Below are 13433 nucleotides of genomic sequence, written 5' to 3' on the forward strand. Positions count from 1 at the left end.
CTATTTAACTCTAACGTAAACGTCAATATTGCTGCCGCACATCTCGCCAACTCGTGAAGGGAAATGCATTTTTCCCGGCTTTTTTGACTTTAATCCTGATTTGAGCGATCAACATAATTCGCAAAGCAGGGCAGGATTGGAAATGGCAGGCAGGGCAGCGCTTGAACTGAAATCGGTTGGGAAAAGATTCGGCGATACGGACGTGCTGTCCGATATCGATCTTTCCGTCGAACGTGGCGAAATCATTTGTCTGGTGGGGCGCTCCGGCTGTGGAAAATCGACCCTGCTGCGCATTGTGGCGGGCGTGGAGACGCCGGATCATGGCAGCGTTTCCCTGAACGGCGCTGTCGTTGCCGGCCCCGCTGTTTTCGTGGAGCCGGAAAAGCGCAATATCGGTTTTGTCTTTCAGGATTACGCGCTGTTTCCGCATCTCACCGTCGAGCAGAATGTCATGTTCGGTCTTCGCACTTTGCCGAAGGTGGAGGCTCGCCGCCGCGCTGCCGAGATGATCGAACATGTTCACCTGCAGGAGCTGGCAAAACGTTATCCGCATACGCTTTCGGGCGGTGAGCAGCAGCGCGTGGCGCTTGCCCGTGCGCTTGCACCGCAGCCCGGCCTGCTGTTGATGGACGAGCCCTTTTCCAATCTGGACAGGGGATTGCGCGACAGCGTGCGCGAGGAAACGCTCGGCCTCCTGCGGCAACTGGGCACGACGGCGATCATGGTCACCCATGATCCGGAGGAGGCGCTTTCCGCAGGTGACCGTGTGGTTCTGATGCAGCGCGGACGTATCGTGCAGAGCGGCACGGGTTACGAAATCCACGACAATCCCAAAACCCGCTATGCCGCCGATTTTTTCTGTGCCTTCAACAAGATCGAGGGCCGGGTGAGAGAGGGTCGCGTCGAAACGCCGCTCGGGCTGTTGGGTGACGCCTCCGATCTGCCCGATGGTCTCGCCGCCGTCGCTTATGTTCGCCCCAATGCGATTTCGATCATCGAGGACGGCGCCGCGAAAGAGGGGATTGCCGGCGAAATATCGAGCCGCGTTTTTCTCGGCGAGATCGAGCAGCTTGGCATAGCCGTGCCCGGACTGCCTTCCGACCTGCGGGTCAGGACGATGCAGCGCACACCCGCCCGGACCACGGCGGTGCGCTTCGGAATAGACCCCAAAGGGGTTCTCATCTTTACCTGAAGTTGAATGAATGGACTGGTGCTTTTATTCCCTGTGTATTTTCAACTCTTGGTGATCGCAGCGGCTCAAAAAACCAAGAAATAAAACTTGATTTGGGCCGTCATGTATGATGTCTGCTCCCCCTATATTGCCGCTATCGGAGAGGGAGACAAAACATGACGAAATTTACGAGATTTGCCCTGCTTGCCAGCACGGTTGCCTTTGCGGCCGGAACGGCCAGCGCTGCTGAACTCAACATCTACACCACCCGCGAACCGGGCCTGATCCAGCCCCTGCTGGAATCCTTCACCGCTTCGAGCGGCGTCAAGGTCAACACCGTGTTCCTGAAGGACGGTCTTGCGGAGCGCGTTCTGAGCGAAGGCGCAAGCTCGCCGGCCGACGTTCTGATGACGGTGGATGCGGGCAACCTCGTTGATCTCGCTGAAAAGGGCGTCACCCAGGCAGTTGAATCCGAGACTCTCACGAAGGCCATCCCGGCTGAACTTCGCGACGCCAAGGGCCATTGGTTCGCGCTTTCCATGCGCGCCCGCGTTCTCTACGCGGCGAAGGATGTCGATCTCGCCTCTTTCAACTATGAAGATCTGGCGGATGCAAAGTGGAAGGGCAAGGTTTGCATTCGCGCCGGCCAGCATCCCTATAACACGGCGCTGTTTGCCGATTACATCGCCCATTACGGCGCTGCGGACACCGAGAAGTGGCTTGCCGGCGTCAAGGAAAACCTGGCCCGCAAGGCAGGTGGCGGCGACCGCGACGTTGCCAAGGACATCCTCGGTGGCATCTGCGACATCGGCATCGCCAACTCCTATTATGTCGGCCTGATGCGCTCGGGCAAGGGCGGCGAGGAGCAGGTGAAGTGGGGCGACGCCATCAAGGTGGTTCTGCCGACCTTCAAGAACGGTGGCACGCAGGTCAATATCAGCGGCGCGGCTGTGGCCAAGAATGCTCCGAACAAGGCGGAAGCCGTCAAGCTGCTGGAATATCTCGTTTCGGACGAAGCCCAGAAGATCTATGCTGAAGCCAACTACGAATATCCGGTCAAGCAGGGTGCTGCTCTCAACGAGATCATCGCTTCCTTCGGCACGCTGAAGATCGATAACAAGCCGCTGACGGAAATCGTCTCGCATCGCAAGCAGGCGAGCGAGCTGGTCGACAAGGTCGGTTTCGACAAGTAAAGGCCAATCAGCGATAACATGGTGGAAGGCGTTCGCATCTGCGGGCGCCTTTCCGCGTATTTTCCAAAAGCACATGAATCCAGACGCCATCCAGCCATTGACACCTCGTGCCCGAGCCAGGTTTTCATCCTCCTTCTGGTGGCTGTGCCTCTCCGTGCTGGCAGTCTGTGGCTCCATGGTGCCGGTTCTGGCGCTTGTCTCACAGGCTTTGCAGGGGTCTGAAGGCCTTTGGGCGCATCTCGGCTCGACCGTGCTCTGGACGGCGCTTCCGGATACGGCGATCCTTCTCGCTGGTGTCGGGCTGCTGGCCGGTGTCATTGGAACCTATGCCGCATGGCTGGTCACCGCCTATGATTTTCCCGGCCGCAGATTATTGGAATGGGCACTGCTGCTGCCGCTGGCCATGCCCACCTATATCGTTGCCTATGCCTATCTCGATATCCTGCATCCCATCGGGCCGGTGCAGGGTGCGATCCGCTGGCTGCTCGGTTATTCAAGCCCACGAGAATTCCGCCTGCCGGACATAAGGTCGATGACGGGCTGCATCGTTCTCCTCGGCTTCGTGCTGTTTCCCTATGTCTATATTCCCGTGCGCGCCATGTTCCTGACGCAAGCGGGCAACCTGCTGGAAGCGGCTCGCACGCTCGGCGTTTCAAGACGCGCGGCTTTTTTCAAGGTCGCGGTGCCGCTGGCGCGCCCGGCGATCGCGGTCGGCATCAGCCTTGCCTTGATGGAAGCGCTGAATGATATCGGCGCATCGGAATTCCTCGGCGTCCGCACCCTCACCGTTTCCGTCTACACCACATGGGTCACGAAATCCGACCTTCCGGGTGCGGCGCAGATTGCGCTCTCCATGCTGTTCATCGTTGTCGCCCTTGTGGCGCTCGAGCGCTGGGCGCGGCGCAAGCAACGTTACGCGGTTTCTGCACAGAAAAGCAGGGAACTGGAACCGCTGCGGCTCACCGGCCTGAAAGGCTGGGGCGCCTTCGTGCTCGGCAGTCTGCCGGTCCTGATCGGCTTCGTAGCACCCGCGAGCTATCTCGTCATTGAGGCTTGGAAGCGCTTCCTCTTCAGCGGCTTGTCGGCCCGTTTCGCCGATGAGGCTCTGAACACCATCCTCTTTGCCGGGCTGGCGACGGTGATCACGCTTATCCTGGGCCTTGCCGTTGCTTACGCCATGCGCCTTGCACCGGGACGTCTCGCGCTCTGGTCCTATCGTCTTTCGACAGTGGGTTATGCTGCCCCCGGCACGGTCATCGCCATCGGGGTACTGATTGCACTCGGCGGTTTCGACCGGGTTGTCGACCAGACTATGCGTGGCTGGTTCGGCATCTCCACCGGCCTGATCTTCATCGGCAGCGGCGCGGCCCTCATCTATGCCTATTCGGCGCGTTTCCTCACCATTGCCGCGGGCGGCGTCGATGCCGGCCTCAGCCGCATCCCGCAATCCTTCGATCATGCCGCGCGTACGCTCGGGCGATCCGCGACGCAGACATTCCGCCAGATTCATCTGCCACTTTCCAAGGCGTCGCTTGCGGCTGCGGCACTGCTGATCTTTGTCGATTGCGTCAAGGAACTTCCCGCCACGCTTCTCCTGCGGCCGCTCAATTTTGAGACCTTCGCCACCCATCTTTATGGCGAAGCGGCGCGCGGCACCTATGAGGAGGCGTCTATCGCAGCCCTGGCGATTGTCGTCATCGGCATGCTTCCCGTGGTGCTGCTTGCGAGGATCGGCCGGCGCAAGGGCTGACATCCACGCCCTTCCTCACAAATGACGGGTCCGAAACTGTGCGAGAAGCCAATAAGATTCAAATCCGCCCCGAAAACGACAAGCATCCCCACTTAATCCTGATGTAAACACTCATCTTAATTGAGGTGCTGCGGCCTGTCGGATAGGGACATCGGCTGCGATCTGTTTCGGGGCATATCTTGAAAAATTTGCATGGGATGTTTTTGAGCCGTCTGGCTTTGGGCACGGCCGCCATTGTTTTGTTGGCGCCAGCGATGGGCCACGCGCAGGACACAACCGTTCTGCAGCAGATTACCGTTGAAGGGCAGGGGGCGGAAAACGCGACAGGTCCGGTCCGGGGTTATGTCGCAAAGAAAAGCGCGACCGGTTCGAAAACCGAGACGGAAACCAAGGATATTCCGCAATCCGTATCGGTCGTCGGCCGCCAGGAAATGAACGACCGCGGCGCGGTGACAAAAATCGATGAAGTGCTGCGTTACACCCCCGGTGTGACGGCGGAACCCTTCGGCACGGACCCGGACACGGACTGGATTTATATTCGCGGTTTTCAGGCCACCCAGACCGGCGTGTTTCTGGATGGTCTGAACCTGTTCAGCTACGGTTTCGGCGGTTTCCAGATGGATGCCTACGGTCTGGAGCGCGTGGAAGTCCTGAAAGGCCCCGCCTCGGTGCTTTACGGCGGCGCCAATCCCGGCGGCATCGTGCAGATGGTCCGCAAGCGCACGCAGGATGAGCCGGTGCGCGAAACGGAAATCGGCATCAATAATTTCGGCAATGCCTTCTTCGGCTTCGATCTCGGCGACAAGGTCGATGAGCAAGGCGTGTGGAAATACCGCGTCACCGGCAAGGTCTCCGGCGGCGACAATTACACCGACTATTCCGAGGATTTGCGCGGCTTCATCATGCCGCAGATCACCTTCGAGCCGGATGCGCAGACAAGCGCTACGCTCTACGGCTATTTCTCGGCGCTCGATCAGGTCCATATCGGCAACGGCTTCCTGCCCTATGTCGGCACGGTCGTGGACGCGCCCTTCGGCAAGCTCGATCGCAAGGCCTTTTATGGTGAGCCGGATATCGATAATGGCCGTGTCTACCAGTCGATGGTGGGTTACGAAGTCAGCCATGAATTCGACAACGGCTGGAAGATCAGCCAGAACGCCCGTTACGGCCACCTCTACAAGCACGAGACCGGACCCTATGCGGGCGGCTGGGCCAATGCGGACGCCAATGGCCAGCCGATCCTCGATGCCACCACCAACGACTATATGCTGACCCGGTTCGGTTATGACGGCGTGTCGAAGGTCGACAGCTTCGGCGTGGATAACCGTGTTGAAGGCGAGTTCGATACCGGCGCGGTCAACCATTCGCTGCTCTTTGGCCTCGACTATAAATATTACCGGCTGGATCAGGTGCAGGCCTGCTGCGGATCGAATTCGATCGGCGCGCTCAACCCGGTCTATGGCTCGACGCAGGGAACGAATTTCGTTTATGCCGACAATATCGTGACCCAGCAGCAGATCGGCATCTACGCCCAGGATCAGCTGCGTTTCGGCGATGGCTGGCTGGTCACGCTGAACGGCCGTTACGATTATGTCGATACGGAACTGAACAACAGGCTGCCTGCCGGCCTGTCCCGCCGCTCCAATGACGATGCGTTAAGCGGCCGCGCCGGTCTCGCCTATGAATTCGACAATGGCCTGACGCCCTATGTCTCGGCTGCCACCTTCTTCAATCCCCTCATCGATACGCTTGCCGACGGCACCCCCGCCGTACCGGAGGAGGGACACCAGTTCGAGGCGGGTATCAAATATGAGCCGACCTTCTTTGACGGCAGCATCACCGCCTCCGTCTTCAAGCTGGTCAAGGACAATGCCATCGTGTCCTATACGGCGGGGGGCGTGACCACGAGCGGCCAGTTCGGGCAGGTGGAATCCACCGGCTTCGAGCTGGAGGCCAAGGCCAATCTCAGTGAGAACTGGAAGACCATCGCGTCCTATTCCTATACCGATCTGGATATCACCAAGGATGCCAATCCCAACCTGATCGGCAAATCACCATGGATCGTGCCCGCCCACACCGCCTCGCTGTGGCTGGATTACGCCTTTACCAATGATGCGCTGGAAGGCCTAAGCCTTGGCGGCGGCGTGCGGTATCAGGGCAAATCCTGGGCGGATGCGGCCAATACGCTGCGCGTGCCGGATGCCGCCGTCTTCGACGCCGCGATCCGTTATGAGAAGAACGACTGGACCGCATCGCTCAACGTCGCCAACGTCTTCGACAAGGAATATGTGAAGAGCTGCGCCGGGGTCTCCGTCTGCGGCTGGGGCGATAGCCGCACCATCACTTTCAAGCTTTCCAAGAAGTGGTGATGGGCGGCCAAAGGCCGTAGTTGCGGGAAAATTGGTTTGCCACTATAACATGAATAGATTTATCATGTTATAGTGGCGCCATGGCGCCCTGCGGGATCGAGAGGCCATGGCTTTCCGCGTGCGGATGGAAAATGAGATCGAGGGTTTTGCCGTCATTGGCGGCCCGCGCTCGAGGATGTGGAACGGCATCGTCGCCGATCTCTGGGACGTGCGCTGCGCCCCGAAGGCGGGTGGCCGTTATGTCGGCAAGGACCCGCGTTTCGTTTTCCTGCTCGATATGGATGGGACGGATGACGGCCGCTTCATGATGAACCGCTGCCGCCGCGATAATTACGGGTCGTCAAAGGCGAACCGGATTTCCTTCGTTCCCGCCGATCTGGATGTTCATGCGGAACTGAGCAATGTCTCCTTCGTGCGCCACCTCGATCTGCATTTCGATGCGGGATTGCTGGGTGCCCGGCTGGTGCAGGGCTTCGATCCGCACGGGCTGCTCGATCCGCATCTGATGTTCGAGGATGAGCGCCTGCTGGCGCTGGCGCGACTGATTGCTGCCGAATGCGATAATCCCGATCCGCTGCACGACCTCTATGGCGAAAGCCTCGTGCTGGCGCTGCTCACGGATTTCCTGAAAGTGAAGCGGGAACCGGTCAAGAAACGCAGCAAGCTCGCCGCCTGGCAATTAAGGGCGGCGACGGACTATATCCGCGAACATTGCCTGCGGTCGATCCGGCTGGAGGAGCTGGCGGAACTCACCAACCTCTCGCAATCCCATTTCAGCCATGCCTTCAAGGCCTCTACCGGCGTGCCCCCACACCAGTGGCAGATGCAGGCGCGCATTGATCGCGTCAAGGAATTGATGATGCGGACCGACATGGCGTTGACCGATATCGCCATCGCCGCCGGTTTTTCGGACCAGGCGCATTTCTCCCGCGTCTTTCGCAAGATGGTCGGTGTTTCCCCCTCCGCCTGGCAGAAGATCCGTCAGTAGGTACGGATTTCGTTCCATTTTCCTCCAAAAAAATTCCCGCCGAGGCGCCTGAAACGCGGCGGAACGAATTGTCCGTCGCGGGGTTTACCAGACGTGACATCAAAGAGGAAAAACAAGGAGGAAAGGCACATGATGCATCAGGAACCCCGTGCCGGACAGGACCCCTATGTCAAGGATACGCCGAGCCTGATCGCCAGCGACAAGGTGGAAGGCACCCGCGTTTATGGTGCTGATGGCAAGCATATCGGCTCGATCCAGCGCATCATTCTGGAAAAACGCGGCGGCCGCGTCGCCTATGCGGTATTGAGCTTCGGTGGCTTTCTCGGAATCGGCGACGACTATTACCCACTGCCCTGGGAAAAGCTGCATTATGACGAAGAACTCGACGGCTACCGTATCGATCTTACCAAGGAAGAGATCGAAAACGCGCCGCACTTCGCCAATCTGGATGATAACGACCTGCTGAACGCCAGGGACCGCAAGGTCTACGACTATTACGGCGTCGCTCCGTACTGGATGTAAAATCTGCTAAAAGGCGCTTCCGGCTGTTCTATCTCCGGAAGTGTCTCACATAAAGGAACGGCTCCTTTTCAGGAGCCGTTTTTCGTTTGGCGCGTCAATGCGTGTTGTTCTGCATCTCGGAAACCGCATCGGTAAAGCACTTGCGTGCCTCTTCGGGCGATTTGCGCCCGTCAAGAGCGGCGCGGCAGGCGCTTCTCGCTCTTACGAAGCTCAACCCCCCGATTTTGGGCCAGCCTTCGGTCAACAATGTCAGTGCTTCGAAGGGGCCGGCGATGACACTCTTGCCATTCGCCTCAAGATTGACCTCTACAGGTTCTGTCCATCTCTCGTTCTTCATCGTGCACCTCCCAGAGCAACGCGATCCCGAAATACACCTGACAGCGAAGCAACCCATGAACGCAGTCGTGTGTCACTGCTGCTTAGGATATGCGCAAGCGATCGAATTGACAACGGGGATCAGCGGAAGCCGAAAAACGACAGGATCGCCAGAACGATGACGACGAGGCCGACGATGTAGATGATCTGGTTCATGATTTTCTCCTTGGCTGGTGTCATCACCATAACGTGAGGGAGAAGACGAGGTTCCAGCGGCTAATGAGAATTTAATCACGTACTAAAATGTTGCGAACATCTCATTGTCGATAAAAGGCTATGTCACCTGCGCAGGATTACCCAGATGGCGTGAATGATGCCGGGAACATAGCCGCAGAGTGTCAGGAGAATGTTGATCCAGAAATGCAGGCCGAGCCCGACCTGGAGAAAAACGCCGACGGGCGGGAGGATGATGGCGATCAGGATACGGATGACGTCCACGGTGACAGGCTTTCCAGTTGTTTGATTTGCCGAAGAACGTGTGGTGGGTGGTTTGGTTTCAAATGTTTTGATGATCGCAGGAGCCGATGGAAGCGCCGATGAATTTGCCGTAGCAGCAAAAGCACCGACGCTTTGATAATACAAAGGGAAACACAGAATATCAAAATCTGTGATGGGCTGAGAAAACCAATCGCTTTGATTAGTCTGGATAAATTGCCCGACCGTTTGGTAATATGACCGGCGCCCTACCTGAATCGCGACGACTTCCGGTGCCGGGCTCTAACCGGGGCTGTCTCCGATCGCGCCAATCGCTTCGGATATGATCTCGGTCGCGTCGATCTCGCCATTCTCGTCGTTCACCCCAGTGACGGCGGTCGTAATCCCGGTAATAACGGTCGCGGTCATAGGATCGATAGTACACACCGGTCGCATAATAGCCGCCAGTGCGATAGCCAGGCTCATCGACGCATCCAGTCAGAACCCCTAGCGACACCAGACAAATTGCTGCGCTCAATAGTTTCATGATTTCAACTCCCAATAACGGACTAAAACGCGTGGTAAAGTCCGCGGTTCCATTGGCGAACAAACTGGTGCACGCGGTCTTAACAGGGCATGAACAGGCAACCAGCGGTTCAGTTCAGCGGCAAGATAGAGGTCATATGAGCGCCACTACGTTGCGACCGCGCTCTGTGGCTTCGAACCGCTGCCCGCGTACCCTTGCTGCAGGAAACACCCGGCCCAGCCGAATTTGCCGTCTGATCCAATATTCGCAAGGATAGAGCTGCGACCTGCGCGGCTCAAAACAAAGCCGCCCAAGGGGACGATTGGCAATTATCAAGTGGGATGACTATCGGATTGCCGTGAACATCGACCCAGGTGGCGTGCCCCTTCATCGGCAGCCATCACCGGCTTCCCATGTCACGATATCCACTTCGACCGCATGGACAAATGTGGGTATCGAGGTGGGGTAGAGGATTCGGGAAGACCGACATGTGCTTTTGTCTGGGAAATGGTGCCGCTTACGTGACTCGAACACGTGACCCCGTCATTACGAATGACGTGCTCTACCAACTGAGCTAAAGCGGCCCGATTGTGACCCGTTTGTTGCGGATCAGCTTCATTGCGGGCTGATACAGGCAATGCTGACGGATTTCAAGCCTTGAATGTACCGGTTTTGAAATTTCCGCAAAAAGCTTTGCCTGTCCGTTGTTTGGCGGTGGCGTCAGCCTTTCCCGCAGATGCGGTTTTTGGCCGTTTCATATTCATTTGCCAGACGATCGACGAGTGCTGCCACGGGTTCCACCGTTTTCACGGCGCCGATGCCTTGCCCAGCGCCCCAGATGTCCTTCCAGGCCTTTGCGCCACCGGTGGCGGTTTCAAAGTCCATCTTCGAGGGGTCGGCTTCGGGCAGATTGTCGGGGTCCATGCCGGAGGCGACGATCGAGCTTTTCAGGTAGTTTCCGTGCACGCCCGTGAAATAGTTCGAATAAACGATATCCTTGGCCTGGGCTTCCACAATCGCCTGCTTGTAACCTTCGGAAGCGCGCGCTTCCTGAGTGGCGATGAAGGGGGTGCCGATATAGGCCATGTCAGCACCCATGGCCTGCGCGGCGAGAATGGAGCCGCCATTGGCGATGGCGCCGGCCAGCAGCAGCGGGCCGTCGAACCACTCGCGGATTTCCTGAACGAGGGCGAAGGGCGAAAGTGTGCCCGCATGTCCGCCGGCACCCGCCGCGACCGCAATCAGCCCATCCGCACCCTTGCGGATGGCAGAGCGGGCATGGCGGTCGTTGATGACGTCATGTAGCACGATGCCGCCATAGGAATGCACGGCTGCATTGACCTCTGGCACCGCGCCAAGCGAAGAAATCACCACCGGCACTTTGTATTTCACACAAAGGCCGAGATCGTGTTCCAGCCGCCGGTTGGACATGTGCACGATCTGGTTGACCGCGAAGGGTGCGGCCGGGCGCTCGGGATTGGCACGGTTGTGCGCGTCGAGTTCCTCGGTGATCATCGCCAGCCACTCGTCGAGCTGGCTTTCGGGTCGCGCGTTGAGCGCCGGGAAAGCGCCGATGACGCCGGCCTTGCATTGCGCCAGCGTCAGTTGCGGATGTGAAATAATGAATAGCGGTGATGCTATGACCGGAAGACGCAGATTGTCTTTCAGCACGGACGGTAGCATGTCTCCTCCCACGAATTACGTTTACGCGCACGTAAGTCAATATCGCGTTCGGGAGCAGATTGAAAGCGAAAACAGCGTGGCACTTGCATCTCGAATCTGCGTTCGTAGCGCCACAATGGATCGATTTTCCTGAAAGCAATCCGGTCTTTATCATAAACGAAGCTTGCGGAGGGGCGGTATAGCCGTTACCGAATCGTGAACCCATGGCGCAGCGCCGCATATTTTTTTGCAAAGCGTAATAGAACAAGGATCGGTCGTGAGCGGACTGGAAACGGCAATTAGAAATGCTCTGGAAAAATCGGACAGATCGAACGCCGAAGTTCGTGCACGGATTTACCAATCGTCCCGTCAGGCGCTGGAAGCAGGCCTGCGCAAGCAGGGGATAGACGATCCGCAGGTCGTCGCCCAGCAGCGGCAGCGGCTTGAAGGCCTGATCCACCAGATCGAGAATGAAGAGCGCAACAGTCTTCTGGACAGGGTGGAGCAGCAATTGCGCCCACCAGCACCGGAAAGTCCGGCGCAGGATGATCACGCGGTCGATCCCGTTTCGCAGGCGCCTCACCACGGCGATTTGGGTATTGAGCCGGAACTGCGCGGTGAAACGCGCGATGTGCGACCGGGTGCTGCCGTTGCTCCGGCGCCGCTGAATGCGGGGCAGCGCAATGGAAAGCCGCCGAAGAGAGGCTCCCGCGCCAGCGACTCCTCGCTTGCTTTCCGTCCGGAGGGCGCGGTTGGCCGCCGCAAGCGCCGGGGGCTTTTTGCCCGGCTTTTTATCTATGTGACGCTTCTGGCTTTTATCGGTTTCGGCGCCTGGTGGGTTTATTCCTCCGGCCTCCTGCTGTCTCCGGAGCAACGTGATACCAGCGTACCCAATCCGCCGGCGCAGGTGCAGGCGGAGGATTTCAACGGGACGGAGCCTGCGCCGAGCCTTTCCGCCGGCCGGGGTTTTTCCGATGACTGGGTTGAGGTCTTCAATGCGGAGCGTGGCAGTTCCGGCGTTTCGGCCGGCCAGCGCGCCAATGTCGAAAACATCGCCACACCCGCCGGCAAGGCTATAAAGATAACCTCGAGAAGTGTGGCGCAGGATGGCGCCGTCAGCGTCGAGGTTCCGGTGGAGGTGATGCGGGATATGGCGGGCAAGTCCTCGACCATTTCGATCACTTTGCAATCCTCCAGCGACCGGCAGACCCAGGTTTCCGTCGCCTGCGATTTCGCCACATTGGGCGATTGCTCCCGCCACCGCTTCACCGCCACGGCCGAGCGCGCGGACATGCTGCTGAACACGACATTCGAACGATCTCTCGCCCCCAATGCGCCGGGGAAGATCTTCATCAACAGCGATATCGACGGCAGCGGCCGCCCGGTTAATCTTTATTCCGTGCGCATTCTGCCGGGCCAGTAACGGAAAAACGACAGGCGCCTCGAGTGGCGGCGCCTGTCATCGTCTTCCGGTCTCATTTGAGAAAATCCGGTCCTGATCCCAATATCTTGTCGTCGATTTCGCCGATCGCCTTCTCGTCTTTGCCCTCATAGTCGAGCGTAAGAAGAATGTGACGGATGAGGTTCACCCGCGTGCGGCGCTTGTCGTTGGCGCGCACCACGGTCCAGGGGGCGGCATCGGTGTGGGTCTTTTCCAGCATCTCGTCGCGCTTTTGCGTATAGTCGTCCCATTTCGTCAGCGCGGCTATGTCCATATCCGAAAGCTTCCAGCACTTCAGCGGGCTGTGGCGGCGATCATGGAAGCGCTCGATCTGCGTTTCGCGACCGATGTCGAGCCAGAATTTGAAAAGATTTATGTCTTCATGGGCCAGCATCTTTTCCAGACGCGGCGTTTCCTTGAGGAAGAGCTTGTGTTCTTCCGGCGTGCAGAAACCCATGACCGGCTCGACCCCGGCGCGGTTATACCATGAGCGGTCGAAGAGAACGAATTCGCCGGCGGTCGGAAAATGCGAGATGTAGCGCTGGAAATACCATTGGCCGCGCTCGGTTTCCGTGGGTTTGGTCAGCGCCACCACGCGGGCATAGCGGGGGTTGAGATAGGCCCGGGCCGCGAAGATCGCGCCGCCCTTGCCCGCGGCATCGCGGCCTTCGAAAACCGCCATGACCCTTTTTCCCGTCGCCTGCAGCCAGAACTGAACCTTGACCAGTTCCACCTGCAGCGCCTCGAGAGCGGTGTCGTACTCCTCCCGCTTCATCTTCTTGTCGTAGGGAAAATTGCCGGCGGAAAGTTTCTTTTCCTCAACCCATTCAGGAAGAACCGGATTGTCGATGTCGAAGCTGCGCAGTTTGCCGCCAATGGTGATCTCGACTGTCCGCTTCTTCGTTTCTTCGCCCATGGGTTCCTCCAGATGTTGTTGTGTAAAGGCAACTCGCCGCCAATGAGTTCACATCCATTGCCAGAATTCAAGTGAAACAGGACCGGTTGACCGGGATGCCGCGGCG

12 protein-coding genes and 1 tRNA gene are annotated in these 13433 nt (G+C 58.4%); 7 read left to right on the plus strand and 6 right to left on the minus strand.

Translation table 11 applies throughout. The features are described 5' to 3' along the window. The first annotated feature begins 142 nt into the window (after nt 1-142). The 6 genes from DA915_RS01790 to DA915_RS01815 all read left to right on the plus strand — a co-directional run bounded on the left by DA915_RS01790 (nt 143) and on the right by DA915_RS01815 (nt 7993). On the plus strand, nt 143-1192 hold the full coding sequence (locus DA915_RS01790) for an ABC transporter ATP-binding protein (protein WP_003503604.1): 1050 nt from the start codon (nt 143-145) through the stop codon (nt 1190-1192). Nucleotides 1193-1347: 155 nt separating this feature from the next. Then, on the plus strand, nt 1348-2364 hold the full coding sequence (locus DA915_RS01795; protein ID WP_003503602.1) for an extracellular solute-binding protein: 1017 nt from the start codon (nt 1348-1350) through the stop codon (nt 2362-2364). A 73-nt stretch (nt 2365-2437) separates the two neighbouring features. Further along, nucleotides 2438-4114, plus strand: coding sequence for an iron ABC transporter permease (locus tag DA915_RS01800; RefSeq protein WP_107674984.1), 1677 nt, complete (start codon nt 2438-2440; stop codon nt 4112-4114). A 179-nt stretch (nt 4115-4293) separates the two neighbouring features. Next, nucleotides 4294-6483, plus strand: a complete 2190-nt coding sequence (locus tag DA915_RS01805) for a TonB-dependent siderophore receptor (protein ID WP_107674985.1) — start codon at nt 4294-4296, stop codon at nt 6481-6483. Between the two features lie 106 nt (nt 6484-6589). Then, complete coding sequence (locus DA915_RS01810; RefSeq protein ID WP_162694606.1) at nt 6590-7471, plus strand: AraC family transcriptional regulator; 882 nt, start codon at nt 6590-6592, stop codon at nt 7469-7471. Nucleotides 7472-7600: 129 nt separating this feature from the next. Continuing rightward, entirely contained in the window at nt 7601-7993 is a 393-nt protein-coding gene (locus DA915_RS01815; RefSeq protein WP_003503587.1) for a PRC-barrel domain-containing protein, read from the plus strand. A gap of 94 nt (nt 7994-8087) precedes the next feature. Here DA915_RS01815 and DA915_RS01820 read toward each other — a convergent pair whose 3' ends face one another. The 5 genes from DA915_RS01820 to DA915_RS01840 form a co-directional block, all read right to left on the minus strand. Continuing rightward, nucleotides 8088-8330 (minus strand): DUF982 domain-containing protein, encoded by a 243-nt coding sequence (locus DA915_RS01820; RefSeq protein WP_003503584.1) that lies wholly within the window; start codon nt 8328-8330, stop codon nt 8088-8090. A gap of 317 nt (nt 8331-8647) precedes the next feature. Further along, nucleotides 8648-8806: a YqaE/Pmp3 family membrane protein gene (locus DA915_RS01825; RefSeq protein WP_003503579.1), complete on the minus strand. Its 159-nt coding sequence runs from the start codon at nt 8804-8806 to the stop codon at nt 8648-8650. Between the two features lie 279 nt (nt 8807-9085). Then, on the minus strand, nt 9086-9268 hold the full coding sequence (locus DA915_RS01830) for a hypothetical protein (RefSeq protein WP_031234143.1): 183 nt from the start codon (nt 9266-9268) through the stop codon (nt 9086-9088). Between the two features lie 548 nt (nt 9269-9816). Further along, nucleotides 9817-9892, minus strand: a tRNA-Thr gene (locus DA915_RS01835). Nucleotides 9893-10028: 136 nt separating this feature from the next. Beyond that, entirely contained in the window at nt 10029-10991 is a 963-nt protein-coding gene (locus tag DA915_RS01840) for a nitronate monooxygenase family protein (protein ID WP_003503575.1), read from the minus strand. Between the two features lie 256 nt (nt 10992-11247). Here DA915_RS01840 and DA915_RS01845 point away from each other — a divergent pair, with 256 nt between their 5' ends. Beyond that, entirely contained in the window at nt 11248-12393 is a 1146-nt protein-coding gene (locus tag DA915_RS01845) for a hypothetical protein (RefSeq protein ID WP_107674986.1), read from the plus strand. Nucleotides 12394-12445: 52 nt separating this feature from the next. Here DA915_RS01845 and ppk2 read toward each other — a convergent pair whose 3' ends face one another. Beyond that, nucleotides 12446-13327 carry a polyphosphate kinase 2 gene (ppk2, locus tag DA915_RS01850; RefSeq protein WP_060727038.1) on the minus strand — a complete coding sequence of 294 codons (882 nt, stop codon included), beginning with the start codon at nt 13325-13327 and terminating at the stop codon, nt 12446-12448. Between the last annotated feature and the right edge of the window lie 106 nt (nt 13328-13433).

The organism is Agrobacterium sp. LAD9 (genome assembly GCF_003031125.1).
Taxonomy (GTDB): Bacteria; Pseudomonadota; Alphaproteobacteria; order Rhizobiales; family Rhizobiaceae; genus Agrobacterium; species Agrobacterium radiobacter.